This is a genomic window from Pseudomonas sp. Xaverov 259, assembly GCF_019352915.1.
In the GTDB taxonomy this organism is placed as follows: Bacteria; Pseudomonadota; Gammaproteobacteria; order Pseudomonadales; family Pseudomonadaceae; genus Aquipseudomonas.
This window is the reverse complement of sequence record NZ_JAAAFV010000051.1, coordinates 13,791-34,416: the sequence shown is the minus strand read 5'-3', so window position 1 is coordinate 34,416 and position 20,626 is coordinate 13,791. Positions and strand designations below refer to the sequence as shown.

19 protein-coding genes are annotated in these 20,626 nt (G+C 58.8%); 11 read left to right on the top strand and 8 right to left on the bottom strand.

Translation table 11 applies throughout. The annotated features are described in order from the left end of the window. Positions 1–7: 7 nt before the first annotated feature. Positions 8–1,945, bottom strand: coding sequence for an ATP-dependent DNA helicase RecQ (locus tag K0H48_RS21740; RefSeq protein ID WP_219269097.1), 1,938 nt, complete (start codon positions 1,943–1,945; stop codon positions 8–10). A gap of 163 nt (positions 1,946–2,108) precedes the next feature. Between K0H48_RS21740 and K0H48_RS21735 the strand changes: the two genes are divergently transcribed. The 4 genes from K0H48_RS21735 to K0H48_RS21720 all read left to right on the top strand — a co-directional run bounded on the left by K0H48_RS21735 (position 2,109) and on the right by K0H48_RS21720 (position 6,009). Continuing rightward, positions 2,109–3,146: a S8 family peptidase gene (locus K0H48_RS21735; RefSeq protein WP_219269096.1), complete on the top strand. Its 1,038-nt coding sequence runs from the start codon at positions 2,109–2,111 to the stop codon at positions 3,144–3,146. A 583-nt stretch (positions 3,147–3,729) separates the two neighbouring features. Further along, on the top strand, positions 3,730–4,050 hold the full coding sequence (locus K0H48_RS21730) for a hypothetical protein (RefSeq protein WP_219269095.1): 321 nt from the start codon (positions 3,730–3,732) through the stop codon (positions 4,048–4,050). A 578-nt stretch (positions 4,051–4,628) separates the two neighbouring features. Continuing rightward, positions 4,629–4,985 carry a DUF1493 family protein gene (locus K0H48_RS21725; protein ID WP_065930839.1) on the top strand — a complete coding sequence of 119 codons (357 nt, stop codon included), beginning with the start codon at positions 4,629–4,631 and terminating at the stop codon, positions 4,983–4,985. A 160-nt stretch (positions 4,986–5,145) separates the two neighbouring features. Next, the gene (locus tag K0H48_RS21720; protein ID WP_257627085.1) at positions 5,146–6,009 is read left to right on the top strand and encodes a DMT family transporter; all 864 of its coding nucleotides are present in this window, start codon (positions 5,146–5,148) and stop codon (positions 6,007–6,009) included. 56 nt (positions 6,010–6,065) lie between these two features. Here the strand turns inward: K0H48_RS21720 and K0H48_RS21715 are convergent, their stop codons facing one another. Together K0H48_RS21715 and hslO are read right to left on the bottom strand one after the other, a co-directional pair. Next, on the bottom strand, positions 6,066–7,607 hold the full coding sequence (locus K0H48_RS21715; protein WP_065930841.1) for a phosphoenolpyruvate carboxykinase: 1,542 nt from the start codon (positions 7,605–7,607) through the stop codon (positions 6,066–6,068). Between the two features lie 179 nt (positions 7,608–7,786). Then, the gene (gene hslO / locus K0H48_RS21710) at positions 7,787–8,689 is read right to left on the bottom strand and encodes an Hsp33 family molecular chaperone HslO (RefSeq protein WP_017135371.1); all 903 of its coding nucleotides are present in this window, start codon (positions 8,687–8,689) and stop codon (positions 7,787–7,789) included. Positions 8,690–8,793: 104 nt separating this feature from the next. On the opposite strand from hslO, the gene K0H48_RS21705 reads away from it, so the two are divergent. Continuing rightward, positions 8,794–9,597, top strand: a complete 804-nt coding sequence (locus K0H48_RS21705) for a phosphatase PAP2 family protein (RefSeq protein WP_219269094.1) — start codon at positions 8,794–8,796, stop codon at positions 9,595–9,597. Between the two features lie 137 nt (positions 9,598–9,734). Here the strand turns inward: K0H48_RS21705 and K0H48_RS21700 are convergent, their stop codons facing one another. After that, complete coding sequence (locus K0H48_RS21700) at positions 9,735–10,142, bottom strand: RNA-binding S4 domain-containing protein (RefSeq protein ID WP_017135369.1); 408 nt, start codon at positions 10,140–10,142, stop codon at positions 9,735–9,737. Positions 10,143–10,257: 115 nt separating this feature from the next. Here K0H48_RS21700 and K0H48_RS21695 point away from each other — a divergent pair, with 115 nt between their 5' ends. From K0H48_RS21695 to rimK, 3 genes are read left to right on the top strand one after another with little or no spacing between them, the layout of a single operon-like run. Further along, positions 10,258–11,037: an EAL domain-containing protein gene (locus tag K0H48_RS21695; RefSeq protein WP_219269093.1), complete on the top strand. Its 780-nt coding sequence runs from the start codon at positions 10,258–10,260 to the stop codon at positions 11,035–11,037. A gap of 31 nt (positions 11,038–11,068) precedes the next feature. Then, positions 11,069–11,533, top strand: coding sequence for an ATP-dependent zinc protease (locus tag K0H48_RS21690; protein ID WP_177413543.1), 465 nt, complete (start codon positions 11,069–11,071; stop codon positions 11,531–11,533). Further along, positions 11,530–12,435 (top strand): 30S ribosomal protein S6--L-glutamate ligase, encoded by a 906-nt coding sequence (rimK, locus tag K0H48_RS21685; RefSeq protein ID WP_003171022.1) that lies wholly within the window; start codon positions 11,530–11,532, stop codon positions 12,433–12,435. Before K0H48_RS21690 ends, rimK begins: the two co-directional genes overlap by 4 nt. Before the next feature lie 299 nt (positions 12,436–12,734). Here rimK and K0H48_RS21680 read toward each other — a convergent pair whose 3' ends face one another. Then, positions 12,735–13,889: a PQQ-dependent sugar dehydrogenase gene (locus K0H48_RS21680; protein WP_219269092.1), complete on the bottom strand. Its 1,155-nt coding sequence runs from the start codon at positions 13,887–13,889 to the stop codon at positions 12,735–12,737. A gap of 12 nt (positions 13,890–13,901) precedes the next feature. Next, the gene (locus tag K0H48_RS21675) at positions 13,902–14,219 is read right to left on the bottom strand and encodes a hypothetical protein (RefSeq protein WP_219269091.1); all 318 of its coding nucleotides are present in this window, start codon (positions 14,217–14,219) and stop codon (positions 13,902–13,904) included. A 184-nt stretch (positions 14,220–14,403) separates the two neighbouring features. Between K0H48_RS21675 and K0H48_RS21670 the strand changes: the two genes are divergently transcribed. Both K0H48_RS21670 and ligD read left to right on the top strand, forming a co-directional pair. Then, the gene (locus K0H48_RS21670) at positions 14,404–15,258 is read left to right on the top strand and encodes a Ku protein (protein ID WP_219269089.1); all 855 of its coding nucleotides are present in this window, start codon (positions 14,404–14,406) and stop codon (positions 15,256–15,258) included. 24 nt (positions 15,259–15,282) lie between these two features. After that, on the top strand, positions 15,283–17,775 hold the full coding sequence (gene ligD, locus K0H48_RS21665; protein WP_219269088.1) for a DNA ligase D: 2,493 nt from the start codon (positions 15,283–15,285) through the stop codon (positions 17,773–17,775). Between the two features lie 125 nt (positions 17,776–17,900). Here ligD and lpxO read toward each other — a convergent pair whose 3' ends face one another. After that, positions 17,901–18,800, bottom strand: coding sequence for a lipid A hydroxylase LpxO (gene lpxO / locus K0H48_RS21660; protein WP_219269087.1), 900 nt, complete (start codon positions 18,798–18,800; stop codon positions 17,901–17,903). Between the two features lie 363 nt (positions 18,801–19,163). Here lpxO and K0H48_RS21655 point away from each other — a divergent pair, with 363 nt between their 5' ends. Then, on the top strand, positions 19,164–19,550 hold the full coding sequence (locus tag K0H48_RS21655; RefSeq protein ID WP_219269086.1) for a TIGR03067 domain-containing protein: 387 nt from the start codon (positions 19,164–19,166) through the stop codon (positions 19,548–19,550). A gap of 140 nt (positions 19,551–19,690) precedes the next feature. Here K0H48_RS21655 and K0H48_RS21650 read toward each other — a convergent pair whose 3' ends face one another. After that, positions 19,691–20,503 (bottom strand): bifunctional 2-polyprenyl-6-hydroxyphenol methylase/3-demethylubiquinol 3-O-methyltransferase UbiG, encoded by an 813-nt coding sequence (locus K0H48_RS21650; RefSeq protein ID WP_219269085.1) that lies wholly within the window; start codon positions 20,501–20,503, stop codon positions 19,691–19,693. Positions 20,504–20,626 lie beyond the last annotated feature (123 nt).

The following is a 20,626-nucleotide window of genomic DNA, read 5'->3' as shown; positions in this document are numbered from 1 at the left end:
AGTGGGTTTACAGGTCATTCAGATGGGCTTGCGCCCACTCACGCACCTCGGCGTACGGGTAATCCTCCAGCGCAGCAAACCCAGGTATGGCCCGCGCCTTCAGCTTGGTAAACAGCGGCACGCTGATACCGCCGAGAAACCGCGTCAACCGTTCCGCTTCTGGCAGGTTCATGGTGTGCTCATGATGCCTGTGGATAAAATCACCGCACAGCCACATGAAATTTTTATCCACAAGTGGCGGCAAACTCGGCGGCGGCGGCAAATGTGCGACGTGGCCGTGGCATACCGAACAGTGCCCGCAGCGTTGAGGGGCATTTTCATCGCCAAAGTACTTGGCCAGACGCTGCCCCAGGCAATGCTCGGTGGCAAAAAGATCGAGCATGGCGTGGATCCGCGCCACTTCCGTCACTTCATGTTGCTTGAAGCCTGTGTATAACTCCTCACTGAGTGCTTGAGGATCAAAGTCGGTATCGAGCAGGCTGTAGACCTCGGTCATCTGCTTGCTTTCCAGCTCAATCAGGCCCTGTTCCTGGAAGTAATCCAGCGCCTTCACCACCCGGCTGCGCTCGGCATTGTGCTGTTGGTACAGCGCATCGAAATCCACCGTCGCCCAGGTTTTGGCGCGTTTACACACCTGGATGATCGCCGCGACAAACTGCTGCCGCTCGCCGGAAAACCGCGCCAGCAACGCCTCGGGCTCGATCAGGTACTTGAAGCGGTATTCGGCGTAAAACGCGTAGCGCGGTGCGATCACACCTCTGAGCTCCAACTGCACCAGCAGCGTCTTGAGCGGCAGCTCGCGGATATTGCTGTGGTCCGACAGTGACCTCAACAGGAACTCCCACTGGCCCTCGCTTCGCGCTGCTTGCAACTCCTCGAGTACATGGCGAATGCCCTGCTGCTCCGGCGTGTCGCCATATACAAAGTTTTCCAGCACATTGAGGCTGTCACGGTTGGCCAGCACCAGGCAATCGGACGGCTGCCCGTCACGCCCGGCGCGGCCGATTTCCTGGCTGTAATTCTCGATGGACTTGGGCAGGTCGAAGTGCACCACGTTGCGGATGTCACTCTTGTCTATACCCATACCGAACGCGATGGTGGCAACGATGCAATTGGAGCGCCCGCCCATGAAGCGCTGTTGGATACCCTCGCGTTTATCGTGGGGCAACCCGGCGTGGTACGCCTCGGCCTGGATGCCATTGCGGTTCAGGTGTTCGGCAATCTGCTCGGCGGTTTTTTGCAGGGTGACGTAGACGATGCTTGGCTGATTGGCCCTTTCGCTCATCCACTCGACCAAGCGCCGACGCTTGTCGTGGCCACTCACCGGCTCTACCAGCAAGTTGAGATTGGGCCGGTAGAAGCCCGTGGTGATCACGTCAGCCGGCGCAATGGCGAACTTGGCCTGCATGTCGGCAATCACCTTGGGCGTGGCTGTAGCGGTCAGCAGCAGCGCTTGTGGGATATTGAACTGACGCTGGTAGTCCGGCAGCTTCAAATAGTCCGGACGAAAGTTGTGACCCCACTCGGAAATACAGTGCGCCTCATCCACCACCAGCAGCGAAATCTGCACGCTTTGCAGGAAGTTACGAAAGCGCTCGTTCTTCAAGCGCTCCACGGAAATCATCAGGATTTTCAGCTCACCCGAACGCGCACGGGCCATCACCTCATTGGCGTCTTCGCGGCTCTGCGCCGAATCGATACTGCCGGCGCAAATGCCATGGCGCTGCAGGAAACCCAGCTGGTCCTGCATCAGCGCCAACAGCGGCGACACCACCAGCGTCAGGTGCGGCAACAGCACTGCCGACAGCTGATAACACAAAGACTTGCCGGAACCGGTGGGGAAAATAGCCGCAGCCGAACGACCGGCCAGCACTGCGCTGATCGCGGCCTCCTGGCCCAAACGAAACTGTGGATAACCAAAGACCTGTTGGAGGGTGTTGTGCATAAGCTGTCACTCCGTTGACCGCTGAACGAGTCAAAAACATAGACCAGCGATCGGTAAACGGTCGGGGATAAACGCTACAAACTGATACAGAGAAAACCAGCAACCGCGTGCAAAAACGCAGACAGTAGCACGCTTGATTACAAGCCCCGACAAGGAGTCGTGAATGTCTCGCGTGCCACCGTTTTTTCTGCTTCTCGCATTGCCCTTACTGCTGATGGGCTGTGCAGCGCCGCCAAAACCCACCTCCGAGCAATTGGCCATACGTGCCTTTGAAACGCCCGAATACTTCGCCGCAAATGCACTGCCTATCGTCAAGGCCTCCACCCTCTATGCGCGTGGCGGCACTGGCCAAGGCGTGAAAGTGGCGCTGATCGACTCGGGCCTTAACAGCGAGTTACCTGCGTTCCAGGGGCGCTTGGCCGACATCGGTTACGATTTCGTGCGCCAACAGCCAGGCACCGTCGACATCAAAGGCCACGGCACACAAATGGCCGGTATTCTCGCCGCCAACAAGAACGCTCAAGGCATGCACGGGATCGCCTTTAACGCCCAGTTGATCCCCATGCGCTTCGGCGACGATAAGGAGCCGTTCTACTTCGACAGCGAAATTGCCCAGGCCTGGCGTTTGGCACATGCCCAGGGCGCGCGCTTTTTCAACAATTCATGGGCCAACCCCATTGAAGCCAACACCAATGAAGTGCCTGTCTATGAACGCCTGATGGGCGACTCACTGGAGGCGGCCAAGCAACTGGTGACTGAAGGTGCGGTCTTTGTGTTTTCCACCGGCAACGAGGTCAAACGCGAGTCTCTTGCCGAACCCGGCCTGCCCGCATTGGTGCCAGAGCTGGAAAAAGGCTGGATCGCCGTCATGGCCCTCAAGAACGACGGCAGCGCGATCAACCTCAAGTCCAACTACTGCGGGCTCGCCGCGCGCTGGTGTATTGCCGTACCGGGTGGCGATGGTGGTGCGGGCCTGCTGACGACACAAAAAGATGGCAGCTATGGGCCGACCGCAGGCACTTCCCCGGCCGCCGCACTGGTCAGCGGCGCCCTGGCGGCATTGCAAAGCCGCTTTCCCGAAATGACCCCGCAGCAGGTTCGCGATCGCTTGCTCAGCACCGCCAATCGGACGGGTATTTATGCCAACAGCGAAGCCTACGGGCGCGGGCTGATGGACCTGGATGCGGCTTCGCGTCTGTAGGCTTGGCGATGGCCGTCCCACCTGATCGTTCCTCACGCTCTGCGTGGGAACGATTTAACAGCGAAGCCTACGGGCGCGGCTGAAGGACCTGGATGCGGCTTCGCGTCTGTAGGCTTGGCGATTACCGGCCCACGAAGACGTTCTGACTGATCGTTCCTCACGCTCTGCGTGGGAATGCCGCCTGGGACGCTCCGCGTCCCGCCATTCGCGCCCGGCTTTACCCTTCGGCAGTGGTGACGCAGAGCGTCACGGGAGGCATTCCCACGCAGGAGCGTGGGAACGATCTGAGCACCACTACTTAAACCATCTGTTTATTGCTCGAAATAACGCCCACTTCTAAGGTTTGGCCCATCGCTGCCAAGTCAGCGATCGGGTTTGGTCACTCGAAAACAGCGCACATAAGTGCCACTACATGCTTTGCGAGCGTCTATCGTCTCGTAAAGCACTGTTATGGCGGCTGTGTGTGGGACGTCTTCGGACGTGCCGGATTGCTGTTTCCGGCTGGCCAACCTGCGCACAGTCCGCCACCCACCGTTTGGCCACGGTGATGTCGGTTACCTAACAGCAAACCGAGTACCTTCAAATGCAAATACCTGAAACGATGGATCGCTATCGTCAGCTACGCACCAACTTCACCGACACCCACCCTCTCGTCATCGACACCGAAGCCGCCGCCGAAGATATCCAGTGCGCCGCACACCAGCGCATCCGCGCTGCCACCGATTTACTGGAAACCTTCACCTGCCTGACCTACGAACACGCCGACCTAAAAGACATTTCCCACATCATCAATGCCCTGTATCTGCTGGTGCAGGATGGCTGTGATCTGCTGGAAGCAGCGCAGCACGTTCAACTGCAACCGGCAGTCGACACCCAGCTACAACCAAGCCAACCACTGAGCTAAACCTGTGGGAGCGGGCTTGCCCGCGATAGCGGAATGTCAGGCAATATTTTCATACCTGACACACCGCCATCGCGGGCAAGCCCGGCTCCCACATTGGCTGGGTGTTGCCAAAAAAATCACTGTCAAACCGCAAATGCCGGAAAGCTTTGTGGGACGTAGGCAAACCCGATGTAGTCCTCTTCCCAAACTGATCAAAACACCTGCCCAGCCCTCTACATAACCTCCCTTCACATGACCGAAACTAGTGACCTCTCAACTGTCCCGGCAAAAACCGTGAACATCGAAAGGACTCAACGATGGTCGACTACAGCTCTTGGGGCTCGCTCCTCATTTTTATTGCCCTTACTGTCCTGCTCGATAGTAAGTTGAAGCATCCCGAGTTCAGAAAATGGTTCGGACTGGCCCTCATCGTCACCGGATCAACGCTTCTAATCGTCGCCACTTCCTGGCTAAGCGAATTACAATTCGACAGTCTTCCGACATTCGCCTTTATCATCGGCATCCGACTGTTGTTCACCCGCAACAAATACCGCCGCCAACGCAACCATCCCCTCCACCCACTCCTGCGTGCCCCGACCATGAACCTGGCCCCCAACTTCCCCGAAGACCCCGTGATGCAGCAGCTTCTGCAACTGCTGCACGAAGAAATCGGCCTGCCGAAGCACAAGACCCTGCGCCTGGAAACCTCGATCAACCTTGAGCTGGGCTGCGACGGCGCAGAAGCCAAGCAATTGATGGACGCAATGGAGCAAGAGTTTGCCCTCGACCTGGGCGACTACGATGCTTATCGTTACTTCAAACCGCCGGTGTTCGATGTGTTCCTCAAGCGCCGCGCCAAAGGGCGGGGCGACAAGGTGCCGCTGACCATCGGCATGCTCTACCTGGCGATCAAGACCCATAGCTGGGATACGCAAACCCTGGAAAACCTGAGCTGATCCCAAGACCATCAAAGATCAAATGTGGGAGCGGGCTTGCTCGCGAAAGCGGTGTGTCAGGTAGAGTATTTCTCACTGATTTACCGCTTTCGCGAGCAAGCCCGCTCCCACAGGGGTTATGCGTTAATCTGGCGATTTGAGCCAACAACAAGGACCTTACATGGACGTAATAATGGGCCTGCTGGCCGCCCTGCTCTGGGGCGGTACGGACTTTCTCGTAGGCCTCAACGCCCGGGCCGTGGGCGTTAAACGCGCGGTGTATTTCGGCCAGGCCCTTGGCTTTTTGATCATGACCCTGTTGCTGGTGGTCTTCCCGGCCTTCCTGTTAAAATCCCTGAATGCCCCGTTGAGCGTCTGGCTCCTGGGCATCACCGCCGCACTGCTCACCGTCTCTGGCGCGCTGGCGCTGTCCAAAGCCTTCGCCCTGGGCAAAGCCGCTATCGTTGCGCCATTGGTGACCTCTTACGGCGTAGTCACCACCCTGCTGTCCTGGGCCAGTGGCGAACACATTAACCTGATCCAACTCAGCTGCATCGGCCTGTGCGTAATCGGTGTGATCCTGTCCAGCATCCACAAGGACAACGGCACGCCCCACAACAACCCGCGCCAGTCCATCGCCTACGCCATGCTCGCCGCCTTGCTGTATGGCACCAGCTTCTGGCTGCAGGGCCGCTACACACTGCCGGCGTTGGGGCCGATCACCATGCTGTGGCTGGGTTACCTGGTGGGCCTGTGCGTGCTGGTGGTGATGGTGCTGAAGATCAAGGACGGCCTGAAAATTCCGCCACTGAAAAACTGCGCGACACTGACGGGTGCGAGCTTGATGAACCTGGGCGGGTTCTCGGCGTTTTCGTGGGGTGCGATGGCGGGCTCGGTTTCGGTGGTAACGGTGATCAGTACTTTGTCCGGTGGGATTGCGGCGATTTTGGGGTATGTGTTTTTCAAGGAGCGGTTGACGGCGGTGCAAGTCGCGGGTGTCGCACTGGTGCTGGTCGGCGCCGTGGTTTTGCATATCGCCGTCTAACCTTTCGCCTACAAAAAAGCCGCCCCAGAGGGCGGCTTTTTCACAACAACCGAACCTTACAACTTAGGCCCGGCCGCCTTGATCGCATCGCTCACTTCAAACTTCTTGAAGTTCTCGATGAACAGACCGGCCAGCGCTTTCGCCGCTTCGTCGTAGGCGGCCTTGTCAGCCCAGGTGTTACGTGGGTTCAACAGGCCGGTATCAACGCCCGGAACGGCCAATGGCACGTCGAGGTTGATGGTGTCGAGGTGTTCGGTTTCTGCACCGATCAACGCGCCGCTCTGGATCGCTGCGATCACGCCGCGAGTGGTCGGGATGTTGAAGCGTTTGCCGACGCCGTAGCCGCCGCCGGTCCAGCCGGTGTTGACCAGGTAGACCTTGGAGCCGAAGCCGCGCACACGCTTGATCAGCAGTTCGGCGTATTCACCGGCTGGGCGTGGGAAGAACGGCGCGCCGAAGCAGGTGGAGAAGGTCGACTTGATGCCGCTGCCCGAACCCATTTCGGTCGAGCCCACCAGAGCGGTGTAGCCGGACAGGAAGTGGTAGGCCGCTTGTTCTTCGCTGAGGATCGAGACAGGCGGCAGTACGCCGGTCAGGTCGCAGGTCAGGAAGATCACAGCGTTTGGCTCGCCGCCCAGGTTCTTCTCGGAACGCTTGGCAACGTGCTCCAGCGGGTAGGCGGCGCGGCTGTTCTGGGTCAGGCTGACGTTGGTGTAGTCGGCGTGCTTGGCATCGTCGATCACCACGTTTTCGAGCACGGTGCCGTGCTTGATGGCTTTCCAGATAACCGGCTCGTTCTTCTCGGAGAGGTCGATGCACTTGGCATAGCAACCGCCTTCGATGTTGAACACCACGCCTTCGCCCCAGCCGTGTTCGTCGTCACCGATCAGGTAACGGCTTTCATCGGCCGACAGGGTGGTTTTACCGGTGCCCGACAGGCCAAAGAACAGGGTCACGTCGCCTGCTTCGCCGATGTTGGCGGCGCAGTGCATTGGCAGCACGTCAGCAGCCGGCAGCAGGAAGTTCTGCACCGAGAACATGGCTTTTTTCATTTCACCGGCGTAACGCATGCCGGCGATCAGCACTTTTTTCTGTGCGAAGTTGAGGATCACGCAACCGTCGGAGTTAGTGCCGTCACGCTCTGGCACGCATTCGAAGTTGGCGACGTTAAGCACTTGCCACTCATCACGGCCGGCCGGGTTGTACTGGGCCGGGTTGATGAACAGGCAACGACCGAACAGGTTCTGCCAGGCAGTCTGGGTGGTCATTTTCACGGCCAGGTAGTGGTCCTCTGCAGCCCCTACGTGAACATGGGAAACGAAATGCTCTTGCGCGTTGTTGAATGCCTCGACGCGAGCCCACAGGGCATCGAACTTGTCGGCCGGGAACTTGCGGTTGATCGGGCCCCAGGCGATTGCGTCCTGGGTGGAAGGCTCTTCAACGATGAAACGGTCAACCGGCGAACGACCGGTGCGGTGACCGGTTTCTACGACCAGCGCGCCAGTATCGGCAAGCACGCCTTCACCGCGCTGCAGGGCTTCTTTGACCAGATCGTCAACACTCAGATCGGTGTATACGGCGTTATTGGCTTGCGTCATGAGGTTCCCCGTCGGCCTATGGCCGAGTGCTCCAAACGTTTTGTAGTAGAAAGTTGCGCACTACTACCGCGAAAAAAGTGGGCCGGATTATGCCAGAAAAGCCCAAAAAGAGTAGGGCCCTCCCGTCAGAACTGCGCTAATCCGGCGTTTGTCAGGTGATTTACCTGTGCTTAAACGTTTTAGTGGCGGGTGTCGGAGGGGGTGTCGATGCCTGCGCCGGCGAATAATTGGGCGACATCGGCGGCATCGAACAGGTAACGCTGGTTACAGAACTGGCAGTCGATCTCGATATTGCCGCCATGCTCCACCACCAATTGCTGCGCATCTTCCAGGCCCAGGCTGACCAGCGCGTTGGCTGAGCGCTCACGCGAGCAGCTGCAACGGAAGCGCAGGCCCTGGGCGTCGAACAGGCGCACGGCCTCTTCGTGGTAGAGGCGATGCAGGATGGTTTCGTTGTCCAGGCCCAGCAGTTCTTCAGCCGTCAGGGTGCCGGCCAGGGCGGTCAGTTTGCGCCAGCTGTCGGTGCGCTCATCGTCGTCCTTGATACGGTCGGCCGGCAGTTGCTGCAGCAGCAGGCCACGGGCGCGTTTGCCGTCAGCGTTGAGCCAGAACTTGGTGCCGACTTGCTGGGACATCACGAAATAGTTGGTGAAACAGTCCGAGAGGGTTTCGCCGTCGAGGTCGACGATGCCCTGGTAACGTTGGCCTTCGGTCGGGTCGACGGTGATCGCCAGCACGCCATTGGCCATCAGGTCTGACAAGGTCGCGTCCGGCGCGATCTGGTCGGCTTCGTAACGGGCCAGGCCGCGGATTTCGCGCTCGCTGGAACACTCGATCATCAACATCGGCACCGGGCCTTCGGAACGCGCCTGCAGGATCAGCAAACCGTCGAATTTCATCGTGCCTACCAGCAGCGAGGCCGCCGCCATCAGCTCACCGAGCAGTTGCGCGACCGGCTCCGGATAGGGGTGCTTGGCGAGGACTTCGGCATAGCTGCGCTCCAGCGAGACCAGTTCGCCGCGGGCGTCGTTCTCATCGAAGATGAAGCGTTGGGTGAAGTCGGTATCCGGTAGATCAGTCATAGGTCTGGGTATCTGAATTGATGACAAATTGGTTACAAGGTTTATAGAATTAAACGCTTTGGCACCTTTTTGGTGCGTTATTACAGAGCGAAGAGGGACAGTTTATGAACAATCCGGGTTTGTTCCAAGCCAGGTGGAACCTCGGGGGTTGGGCCTTTTGCAATCTAGTCGCTATCGGGCTGCTGTGTTTTTGGCTGTGGCCCACGGGACAGATGCTGTGTGTGCTTTTCGACGAATGGCTGTTTCATCTGCTCAATGACCCACTGGCGAGCAATTCGACGTGGTTGCATGTGTGGGCGGTGGCCAGTTTGCGACCGTTTGATGCGGTGGTCGGGATGATTTTGCTGACGCTGCTGATTCGCGGCGACTGGGTGTTCAAGGCCATTCATGTGCGCCAGGCATTTTTCGGCTTTCTGAGCATTCTGCTGCTGTTGCTGTTTATCCGCATGCTGTTTTCCAAGCTTACGGCTCAGATGGGCTGGCAGCACAACAGCCCGTCGATGGTGATCAGCGGCGCGATTCATATGAGTGATTATTTCCCGGGGCTGGAGAAAACCTGGGAGCTGAAGGACCGTTCCAGCCAGAGCTTCCCGGGCGATCATGCGTCGGTGCTGCTGATCTGGGGCATGTTCATGACGGTGTTTGCCCAGCGTTTCAGCCAAGTAGTGGTGATCTGGGGCCTGGCGCTGTTGTTCATGATGCCACGGCTGGTGGCGGGGGCGCATTGGGGTCAGGACGACTACATCGGCGGGGTATTGCTGGCCTTGTTGGCGTTGGGCTGGGGATATTACACGCCGTTTGCGGCGAAGGTGTCGGGTTTGCTGATGCGGGTGACGGCGCCGGTTTTCGGGTTGCTCGGGAAGCTGCCAGTCATCGGGCGCTTAAGTGTCATGCGCATAGCCGCGTAACACCGCAGGTTCAATGTGGGAGCGGGCTTGCTCGCGAATGCGATGGGTCAGTTAATGAATTCGTCAACTGACACTCCGCTTTCGCGAGCAAGCCCGCTCCCACATTTTGATCTCCTTTTGAGCGAAGATTTTCATCGTTAATCATCATTGCCACTGCCGCGAAACTTGAACAAATCACGACGTTGCTTCTTGCTCGGTTTGCCATCGGTGGTCATACCCGTAGCCCCGGCCTTACGCATGGCCGCAGCATTTTCGCGCTTGGCGATGCTGGCTTCGGTTTCGGCATACAACGCCTGCGCTTCTGGGGCGCCACGGCGCACGACGGAAAGCGCCTGAACGACAACCGTCTTTTCGTCAAAACCTGTACGAATCTGCAATTCGTCGCCGACGCGCGGTTCCTTGCCAGGCTTGCAGCGCTCGCCGCGATGGTGCACCTTGCCGCTCTCGATGGCCGCCTTGGCCAGCGCGCGGGTTTTGTAAAAACGCGCGGCCCACAGCCACTTGTCCAAACGGACCTTTTCTTCCTCTTCCTGCTTTTGAGCCACTTGAATTCCTCGCGCTGAAAAATGTCGCAACTTTACCGTTGAATCCCTTCAACGCATAAATCCCAAGCCTCACCTAAGATACGCCAGGCACCCCCTGTTTTTGCGAGGATATGCTGTGACCGACTTTCCCATTTCACTCACCTCGCCCAACCAGCGTTGCGTAGGTTGCCAGCAAAGCGAAGCCTTGGGTTTCGATTTTTCCTTCGCCTATCAGCCTATCGTAGACCTTCGCGACCGGTCGATTTTTGCCCACGAAGCATTGGTGCGCGGTACTCACGGTGAAGGGGCGTTATCGGTGCTGGACCAGGTCAACGACAACAACCGTTATCGCTTTGACCAACGTTGCCGCACTCAGGCGATTGAGGGGGCCGCCGCCTTGGGAATGCAAAGCTATCTTTCGATCAACTTCATGCCCAATGCCGTGTACCGGCCGGAGTTGTGCATTCGCAGTACTCTGGAGGCGGCCCGCGCGCATAATTTCCCGCTGAATCGGTTGATTTTCGAAACGCTGGAAAACGAGCATGTAGATAACTATCGCCATTTGACCAATATTCTGCGTGAATACCGCGAATTCGGCTTCAAGACCGCCATCGACGATTTCGGGGCGGGCTATTCGGGGCTGAATCTGCTGGCTGATTTCCAACCTGACCTGATCAAACTCGACATGGCGCTGATTCGCGATGTCGACCAGGATCGTGTCCGTCAGGTAATCGTCCAGGGGATTGTCACAATCTGTGAGCAGTTGGGCGTTACTGTCATTGCCGAAGGTATCGAAAGTGCCGGCGAGCGCGACTTTCTGTCCGACTGCGGAATATTTCTGATGCAAGGTTACTGGTTCGCCAGGCCTGCATTCAAAGCCCTGGCAGAGGTTTCCCCTCAGGCCTGGGCGAACTGACCGGTTACCCATATTGAAGACATTTGACCATTTGACCGTTGTGGGTCTGCGCGAGTGGGTGGCTCTTCCCGACCTGGGAGTGGCTGGCCTGCGCGCGAAGATCGACACCGGCGCCAGCACCTCGAGCCTGCACGCCACCGATATCGAGCCCTTTGAGCGCGACGGTGAGAAGTGGGTGCGCTTCACTGCGCACCTGGGCAGCGTGGTGCAACTGCGTCATCGTCGCTGCGAAGCGCCCCTGGTGACGATGAAAACTATCAAGAGCTCCAACGGCCATGCGCAGGTGCGGTATGTAATCAGCACCACCCTGGCACTGGGTGACCGAGTATGGCGGGTGGAATTCACCCTGGCCTGTCGCAAAGCCATGCGTTATCGCCTGTTGCTGGGTTCCAAGGCGCTGATTGACGGCCAGTTGGTGGTCAGTCCCGGCGTCAAGTACGTTCAAGACAAGCCGGTGTTCCCGGTCTCTACTATTTCTGCCCCAGGTGCTGCATGAAGATTGCTGTGCTGTCGCGAAACCCGCGTCTGTATTCCACCCGCCGCCTGGTCGAGGCCGGCACCGAACGTGGCCACGAAATGGTGGTGATCGACACGTTGCGTGCCTATATGAACATTGCCAGCCACAAGCCGCAGATCCACTACCGGGGCAAGCCGCTGGAAGGCTTTGATGCGGTGATCCCGCGCATCGGCGCTTCGGTGACGTTCTACGGCTGTGCGGTGTTGCGCCAGTTTGAAATGATGGGTGTGTTCCCGCTCAACGAATCGGTGGCCATCGCCCGTTCGCGGGACAAGCTGCGCTCCCTGCAACTGCTGTCACGTCGGGGTATCGGCCTGCCGGTGACCGGCTTTGCCCACTCCCCCGATGACATCCCCGACCTGATCGAGATGGTCAACGGAGCGCCGCTGGTGATCAAGGTGCTCGAAGGCACCCAAGGTATCGGCGTGGTGCTGTGTGAGACGGCGACAGCAGCAGAGTCAGTGATCGAGGCGTTCATGGGCCTCAAGCAGAACATCATGGTGCAGGAATACATCAAGGAAGCTGGCGGTGCGGATATCCGCTGCTTCGTGGTCGGCGACAAAGTGATTGCCGCTATGAAACGCCAGGCCAAACCTGGGGAATTCCGCTCTAACCTGCACCGTGGCGGCAGTGCCAGCCTGATCAAGATCACCCCGGAAGAACGCATGACCGCACTGCGGGCCGCCAAAGTGATGGGCCTGGCAGTGGCGGGTGTGGATATTTTGCGTTCCAACCATGGGCCGTTGGTGATGGAGGTAAACTCATCACCGGGCCTGGAAGGGATCGAGACCACCACCGGCAAGGATGTGGCGGGGATCATCATTCAGCATCTGGAGAAGAATGGTGGGCCGAATATGACGCGGACCAAGGGTAAGGGCTGAATAAGCTCAACCTAACAAACACCGCAAAACAGTGTGGGAGCTGGCTTGCCTGCGATAGCCATAGGTATCTACACAATTTCTGTTGAACACAACGTTTGTGGCAAGTGGGCTGTTGTGGCGAGCAGGCTTGTCCTGCGTTGGGCTGCGGAGCGGCCCCAGTAAAGGCACTACACTTTTCCTGAAAGAACTCAGCGTCTGGGTTAGGGGCTGCTTCGCAGCCCAACGCAGGACAAGCCTGCTCGCCACAGGAGAAATTGGCGGCCTTCAAACCAGCGCCCACATTGGCTCATCGACCTCTGTCAGTCTTGATTCAAGCCGACGCGATACAGCACGCCCTTGTCCTCGTCGGTCAGCACATACAGGAAGCCGTCCGGCCCTTGGCGCACATCGCGAATCCGCGCCTTCAACCCGCCCAGCAGGCGCTCCTCGTGGATCACCTTATCGCCATCAAACTGCAGGCGAATCAACTCCTGGCTGGCCAACGCGCCGATAAACAAGTTGTGATCCCAAGCTTTGAAACGGTCAGCATCATAGAACGCCATGCCACTGATGCCGGGTGACTTTTCCCAGACGTGATGGGGTTGCACAGTGCCCTCCACAGCCTTGCCCTGGGCTTCGGGAATGGGCGTCAGCGAATAATTGATGCCGTGGGTTGCCAGCGGCCAACCGTAGTTCTTGCCGCGCTCGATGATGTTGATTTCATCACCGCCGCGCGGGCCATGTTCGTTTTCCCAGATCGTGCCGCTCCAAGGGTTCAACGCCAGCCCCTGCGGGTTGCGCTGGCCGTAGGACCAGATCTCCGGGCGCACGCCCTGCTGGCCGACAAAGGGGTTGTCATCCGGCACACGACCATCCGGGTAAATGCGCACAACCTTGCCTTGCAACTTGTCCAGGTCCTGGGCCGTCGGGCGGTCATTGTTCTCGCCCAGGGTCACAAACAGATAGCCATCGCGGTCGAACGCCAGCCGCGAGCCGAAGTGATTACCGGTCGACAGCTTGGGCTCCTGGCGCAATATCACCTTGAAGTCTTTGAGACCGCTCAAGTCATCGGCCAAACGCCCACGCCCCACAGCAGTGCCGGCCTTGCCACCTTCGCCACCGCCTTCGGCATACGACAGGTAGACCAGGCGGTCCTGCTTGAAGTCGGGCGACAGCACCACATCGAGCAAACCGCCCTGCCCTTTGGCCCACACCTGCGGCACGCCGGTCAGCGGTGCAGACAGCTTGCCGTCCGGGCTGACAAAGCGCAGGTGGCCGGGGCGCTCGGTCACCAAAAAGCCCTGTTTGTCCGGCAGAAACGCCACGGCCCAGGGGTGGTCGAGGCCCTTGGCTATTGGAGTGGCGGTGATGCTGCCTTGCTCACTGGGGAACTGCTGGGCATCCGCCGCCATGACGGCCGTCACGGGTAGCAGGGTTGCGCAAATAGCGGCTATCAGGGTTTTGCGTAGAAACATAAGAAAGAGTCCTTACCGGCGATTGCCGTTGGCATCGTAAGTGGGCGCTTTGGGTTCAGTGGCAGGACGGCTCGGGGGCGCGTTACGCGTTGGGTAACGATTGCCGATACCGCCGTTTTCCACGGTGGGTGCAGGGCCGGTCGGCGCGGGTTGAACCCCGTGGGTGGTGGCCGGCGCATTGGGCTGGGTGCCCTGCATGCTGTTGGGGTTAGCCCGATGGATTGGGCTGTTATTGGTGTTGTAGCTGCCGGGCAAGTTTTGCGCCTGGGCCAATGGCGCGAGGGCCAGGCCCAGCGCGACTACGGCGAGGTAACGCACACAGCTGTTCATGACAAAGCCTCTTTGCGGCGAGTAGTACGTACTTTCGATAACACGCTACGCCTTGGGTTCGGCTTTCGACATTAAATAGTTTCTCATCAGATGTAACACGATCTGTCCACGCATCTGCCAGCCGAAACTTTTGCGCCCGCCTGCGAGTCACCAGAACACCAACTCTTCTCAAGGAACCGCAACCATGCCAAGGGCAATCTGGAAAGGCGCCATCAGCTTCGGCTTGGTCCATATCCCGGTCTCGCTGGTCTCGGCCACGTCCTCCCAGGGCGTTGATTTTGACTGGCTGGACAAACGCAGCATGGACCCGGTGGGCTACAAGCGCATCAACAAAACCACGGGCAAGGAAGTCACCAAGGACAATATCGTCAAGGGCGTGGCCTTTGAGAAAGGCCGCTACGTGGTGCTCAGCGAAGACGAGATTCGCTCGGCCCACCCCAAGTCGACCCAGACCATCGAAATCATTGCCTTTGTCGCCGCCGACCAGATCCCGCTGCAAAACATCGACACGCCCTACTTCCTGGCCCCGGACAAACGCGGCGGCAAGGTCTACGCGCTGCTGCGTGAAACCCTGAAGAAAACCGCAAAAGTCGCTCTGGCCAATGTGGTGCTGCACACCAAGCAGCACCTGGCGGCATTGATGCCGCTGGAATCAGCGCTGGTATTGGTGATGCTGCGCTGGCCCGCCGAAGTGCGCAGCCTCGACGAGCTGGAACTGGGCAGTGACGTGACCAAGCCGAGCCTGGCCAAGGGCGAATTGGACATGGCCAAGCGCCTGGTCGAAGACATGAGCGCCGACTGGCAGCCGGACGACTACCGCGACAGCTTCCAGGAAAAAATCATGGCGCTGGTGGCGAAGAAGGCCAAGGCCGGCAAGATTGAAGACGTTGAAAGCCAGGCCGGCAGCGAAGAACGCAAATCGGCTGATGTGATCGACCTGACCGAATTGCTCAAACGCAGCCTGGCCGGCAAGCCCGCCGCGAAAAAGCCAGCAGCCAAAAAACCGGCTGCGAAAAAAACCAGCGAAAAGGCCTCTTGAGCCCGCCATCAGTTGGAGAACGTCATGGCCAAGCCCCTGAGCGAATACACGCGCAAACGCAACTTCGAGATCACCGCAGAGCCCGCAGGCGATGCGCCCACCGGCAAATCCAAGGCCTCGGCGCTGTCTTTCGTGATTCAAAAACACGACGCGCGCAACCTGCACTATGACTTTCGCCTGGAACTCGATGGCGTGCTCAAAAGCTGGGCCGTGCCCAAAGGCCCGAGCCTGGACCCCAGCCAGAAACGCCTGGCGGTCCACGTTGAAGACCACCCACTGAGTTATGGCAACTTCGAAGGCAATATCGCCGCTGGCCAGTACGGCGCCGGTGATGTGATCGTGTGGGATCGTGGGGTCTGGCAGCCACACGACGATCCGCATAAGGCGTATGCAGCCGGCAAACTCAAATTCACCCTGGTCGGTGAAAAACTCTCCGGCGATTGGGCGCTGGTACGCACCCGCCTCAAGGGCAGCGGCGACAAGGAACAGTGGCTGCTGATCAAGGAAAAAGATCAGCAAGCCCGCCCGGCCGAAGACTACGACATCGTAAAGGCCCAGCCCAAAAGCGTGCTCAGCGACGCCACGGTGGGCAAGCCAGCGCCAGCGCCTGAACCGCGAGCCAAGCGCCAGAAAGCCAAGACCGCCCTGCCCGACCAATTCGCCCCTCAACTGGCCACCCTGGTCGACCGCGCCCCGGCCGGCGACTGGCAATACGAGATCAAATTCGACGGCTACCGCATGCTGGCCCGAATTCGCGACGGCGACGTGCGGCTGTTCACCCGTAATGGCCACGACTGGACCGACCGATTGCCGCGCCAGGTCAAGGCCCTGCAAGCTCTTAAGCTCAAAGACAGCTGGCTGGATGGCGAAATGGTCAGCCTCAACGCCGACGGTTTGCCGGACTTCCAGGCGTTGCAAAATGCCTTCGATATCGGCCGTAGCCTGGACATCGTTTACTACCTGTTCGATGCACCTTTTTTACACGGAAAAGATCTGCGTGAAGAACCCGTGGAACAACGCCGTGCTGCGCTTAAATCCGCCCTGTCGGGCAGCCGCAGCAAATTGCTGCGATTTTCCGAAGCCTTCGCCGCCAACCAGCGCGACATCTTCGAAAGCGCCTGCGACCTGGCGCTCGAAGGTGTGATCGGCAAACGCATCGGCAGCCCCTATGTATCCAGCCGCAGCGCCGACTGGATCAAACTCAAATGCCGATTGCGTCAGGAGTTCGTGATTGTCGGCTACACCCGCCCACAAGGCTCGCGCACCGGCTTCGGCGCCTTGCTGCTGGCGGTCAATGACGCCAACGGCTTGGTGTATGCCGGGCGTGTCGGCACCGGGTTTGATCAGCACGCGCTCAAAGCCATCTATGCCCAGCTCACACCCTTGGCGCGCAAGACTTCACCGCTGCAAAGCCTGCTGACCAACAGCCAGGCACGCGGCGTGCACTGGGTGAAGCCAGAGCTGGTTGGCGAAGTCAATTTCGCCGAATGGACCCGCGAAGGCGTGGTACGCCAAGCCTCATTCGTAGGGTTGCGTAGCGACAAGCCTGTGGCGCAGATCATCCATGAGCAACCGCGCGCGGCCAAATCCCTCAAGCAGGCACCTGCGGCGAAAAAAACCGGTAGCGGCGTGAACATCACCCACCCAGATCGCGTGATTGACCCACAAAGCGGCACGCAAAAGCAGCAGTTGGCAGACTTCTACGCCAGCATCAGTGATTGGATACTGCCGTTTCTGCGCCATCGGCCCGTGTCGCTTCTACGCGCACCGGAAGGCATCGAAGGCGAACAGTTCTTCCAAAAACATGCCGAGCGCCTGGCCATTCCACATATCAAGCAGTTGGATCAAAGCCTCGATCCCGGCCATGCACGGCTGATGGAAATCGACAGCGCCAAAGCCCTGCTCGGCGCCGTACAGATGGGCACGATCGAGCTGCACACCTGGGGCGCGACTGCCGACAAAATCGAAACCCCGGACCTGTTTGTGCTCGACCTCGACCCGGACCCCGCACTGCCCTGGAAAAGCATGCTGGAGGCCGCGCAGTTAACCTTGTCGGTGCTGGATGAATTGGGCCTTGAGGCGTTCGTCAAGACCAGCGGGGGCAAAGGCCTGCACTTGGTTATACCGCTGGCGCGCCGGGATGGCTGGGAGACGGTAAAGGCTTTTGCCAAAGCCATCGCGCAGTTTATGGCGCTGCAACTGCCTGAACGCTTTACCGCCACCAGCGGCCCGAAAAACCGTATTGGCAAGATCTTTATCGACTACCTGCGTAATGCCCGGGGCGCGAGCACGGTGGCCGCCTATTCAGTACGGGCACGCCCGGGCCTGCCGGTCTCGGTGCCGGTGAGTCGCGCGGAATTGAAGGGGGTACGCGGTGCGCAGCAGTGGACGGTGGCTAATCTGCATGAGCGTTTGGACGCGCTCAAGGACGACCCGTGGGCCGGTTATGCCAACCGGCAGAAGATCAGCAAGAAGATGTGGGACAAACTGGGGGCGCAACCACCGCAGAGCGATTAAATGTGGGAGCGGGCTTGCTCGCGAATGGGGAGTGTCAGTTATAGATGCACTGAATGACTCAACGCATTCGCGAGCAAGCCCGCCACACTTGGATCTCCATATATCAGGGAGACCGCAACCGCAGGTCAGATCAGGATAAAAATCAACGCCAACCCAGCAAAAATCGCCCACTTCTCCAGGTAGTAACGCGCACGGTTGCGCTTTTTAAGCTCTTTGCCACGCAAACGGATCTTATACAGCCGTGTAAACGCACGGTTTAACCCGCCCGTCTTGTCACCATCATCATTAGGCGAACCCGCAGCCGCCATCACATTACGACTGAACCAACGATTAAACGCCGCCGCCCAGCGGTACTTCATCGGGCGCTCAATGTCACAGAACAAAATGATGCGGTTCTGCTGCGTCGTGTTTTCAGCGTAGTGGATGTAAGTCTCGTCAAACATCACCGGCTCACCGTCACGCCAGTAGTAACTTTCGCCATCCACATTGATATAGCAACCCGGATCGTTCGGTGTATCCAGCCCCAAGTGGTAACGATAGGAGCCTGCATAAGGATCACGGTGGCGCACCAGCTTGGAGCCCGGTGGCAACTCGGCAAACATCGCCGCCTTGATCGAACCAATGCCCTGCACCAGCTCAGTGGTGCGTGGGCACAGCTTCATCGCCGACGGGTGACTGTCGCCGTACCACTTGAGGTAAAAGCGCTTCCAGCCCGACTTGAAGAACGAGTTGAAACCTACGTCGTTGTATTGGTCCGAGCGCTTGATCTCGCCCGCGCGCATCAGGTTCTGGCCTTCCTGGCGGATTTCCTCCCAGTGTTCCTGCAGCGGGCTCAGGTCCGGAAAGTCGCTGGGCGACAGAAACGGGCGGCTCGGCTGCTTGGAGAACACGTAGAGGAAGCAGTTGATCGGCGCCAGGAACGTCGAGTGATCGCTAAGCTGGCGGCCCAGCTTGTGTCGCACTCTGCCACGCAGGTGAACATACGCAATGGAGGCAACGTAGAGAACAACAATGATGAGTTTCAAGGGATTCGTCACAAGTTAGAAGAGAACAGGCTGCTCCTGCGTGCACACAACGGCCGAGGATTTATAAGCAGCACCTGAAATCACGATTACATAGTGGCGGCTGGCCGGACGAGTCACTTCCGGAACCACGCCATTGGCCGTTATTTAGCCACAGTTTGTAAACAAAGGTTAACTAAGAATTGTGAAAAGCTGTCTACGCAGCGCGTAGGACTCACATGGGCCTGCCTGGACGCAAGCCCGCAGTGGTGCTACTTACAGCGCAGGCGGTTGCGCTGGCAAGCCACAAAAACTCGCCATCCAAACAGGTTCCAATCCCCTTTGAGTTATAATCGCGCCGATTAACCTTCAGCAAAAGGAACTTGCATGACCCCTCTACCAGACCCGGACTTCACTGCGCTGCAGGGCGCCTGGGAGCAGGTCTCCCTGGAAGACAGCGGCGTACTCAACCCTGCCGACGCACACAGCGCGCCCGGCGCCATTACCACGATTAACGGTGATCAGTTCGACGTACGAACCGTCACTGGCGACGTATTGCTGGCTGGCCGGTTTTCCCTTGATAGCACCACAACGCCCAAAAGTATTACCTGGGTAGATTCCATGGGCGATGACGCCGGCAAAGCGTTACCCGCCAGCTATCGCCTCGAAGGCGATAGTTTTGTGTTCATCGCAGCGGATGAAGACATGCCCCGCCCGACAGTCTTCAGCACCGGGCCAGGGCAAACCATGCGCACTTTTGTGCGCCGCGCCTGAAAACCGCAGGCCATCCGAAACGCCAACATGGTTTTCACACAGCCTTCACGTTCCGGACTTTAGCGTAAGGCCACCTACTCCAGTGAATCACTTGGCCCGCCTCTTCTCTCGCGGGCCTTTTTTTGTGCGCGAAAACCCGCTCAAACAGCGCGTTTGATGGCCGTCAGGGTGAAACACAACGGCAATTGAGCCGGCTGGTGCTCGTACTGGTCATACAGTTCCTCACGGTTGGAGTGCGGATACTCGCGCAGATGCTCGATCTGCAGGTGCGCCGCAATCGCCGCGCTGACCACGCTGCCCAGGGTATGCACGTACCAGTAGGATGTCGGCCCGGGAACCTCCGTCAGCCCTTCGTACACGATCGACGTCTGCAGCACGAACGGATCGCGTTGAAAATACGAGCTGGCGGGCAACAGCGGGTTGGCGGCCTGTGGGTCGAAGACTTCCAGGAAAGGGTGAGTCTCGTAGATCACCAGGGTGCCGCCGGGCGTGAGGGTACTGGCCACGTGCTGCATGAACAGCGCTACATCCGGCATCCAGCCGAGTACGCCAATCGTCACCAAGGCAATATCGAACCGGCCAAGCAAACGCTCAGGCAGGTGATGGATATCGGCTTCGATAAACTGCGGGTTATGCGGGGAAACATCAGCCACCTCCCGAGCTTGCGCCAGAAAGGCTGCCGATTGATCGACGCCCACCACCTCTCGCGCCCCCAGGCCATACAGCGACAGGCTTTCACGCCCGTTGTTACAGCCGATTTGCACCACCGTCTTGCCGGCAACGCCGACGCTTTGCAACAGGTCTGTGATAGTGGGGTCGAGGCACGAAAAGCCCGGCTCAGCGACTGATTGCAGCAGCGCTTTCCAGGTCGCGGTGTCTTTGTGCAGCGCGGCAGAGGCGTCCCAGGCGGCCTTATTGCGGGCGACAGCCTGTTGGGCTGAGGGCATGTCCATTGCGTCTCCAGAGAGTCATTTCAGCGAGCTACGAAAAATAAGCCATATGCGCGCCAGATTAAACCCCCAGCGTCAGCGAACTTCTGTTCAGGCCCACGGGTCACTAGCCCAATGAGTGTCCAG

What these genes read in the sequence shown, in the direction of transcription:
- K0H48_RS21740 (WP_219269097.1), bottom strand. Translation starts at nt 1,945, where the DNA reads ATGCACAACACCCTCCAACAGGTCTTTGGTTATCCACAGTTTCGTTTG.
- K0H48_RS21735 (WP_219269096.1), top strand. Translation starts at nt 2,109, where the DNA reads ATGTCTCGCGTGCCACCGTTTTTTCTGCTTCTCGCATTGCCCTTACTG.
- K0H48_RS21730 (WP_219269095.1), top strand. Translation starts at nt 3,730, where the DNA reads ATGCAAATACCTGAAACGATGGATCGCTATCGTCAGCTACGCACCAAC.
- K0H48_RS21725 (WP_065930839.1), top strand. Translation starts at nt 4,629, where the DNA reads ATGAACCTGGCCCCCAACTTCCCCGAAGACCCCGTGATGCAGCAGCTT.
- K0H48_RS21720 (WP_257627085.1), top strand. Translation starts at nt 5,146, where the DNA reads ATGGACGTAATAATGGGCCTGCTGGCCGCCCTGCTCTGGGGCGGTACG.
- K0H48_RS21715 (WP_065930841.1), bottom strand. Translation starts at nt 7,607, where the DNA reads ATGACGCAAGCCAATAACGCCGTATACACCGATCTGAGTGTTGACGAT.
- hslO (WP_017135371.1), bottom strand. Translation starts at nt 8,689, where the DNA reads ATGACTGATCTACCGGATACCGACTTCACCCAACGCTTCATCTTCGAT.
- K0H48_RS21705 (WP_219269094.1), top strand. Translation starts at nt 8,794, where the DNA reads ATGAACAATCCGGGTTTGTTCCAAGCCAGGTGGAACCTCGGGGGTTGG.
- rimK (WP_003171022.1), top strand. Translation starts at nt 11,530, where the DNA reads ATGAAGATTGCTGTGCTGTCGCGAAACCCGCGTCTGTATTCCACCCGC.
- K0H48_RS21680 (WP_219269092.1), bottom strand. Translation starts at nt 13,889, where the DNA reads ATGTTTCTACGCAAAACCCTGATAGCCGCTATTTGCGCAACCCTGCTA.
- K0H48_RS21675 (WP_219269091.1), bottom strand. Translation starts at nt 14,219, where the DNA reads ATGAACAGCTGTGTGCGTTACCTCGCCGTAGTCGCGCTGGGCCTGGCC.
- K0H48_RS21670 (WP_219269089.1), top strand. Translation starts at nt 14,404, where the DNA reads ATGCCAAGGGCAATCTGGAAAGGCGCCATCAGCTTCGGCTTGGTCCAT.
- ligD (WP_219269088.1), top strand. Translation starts at nt 15,283, where the DNA reads ATGGCCAAGCCCCTGAGCGAATACACGCGCAAACGCAACTTCGAGATC.
- K0H48_RS21655 (WP_219269086.1), top strand. Translation starts at nt 19,164, where the DNA reads ATGACCCCTCTACCAGACCCGGACTTCACTGCGCTGCAGGGCGCCTGG.
- K0H48_RS21650 (WP_219269085.1), bottom strand. Translation starts at nt 20,503, where the DNA reads ATGGACATGCCCTCAGCCCAACAGGCTGTCGCCCGCAATAAGGCCGCC.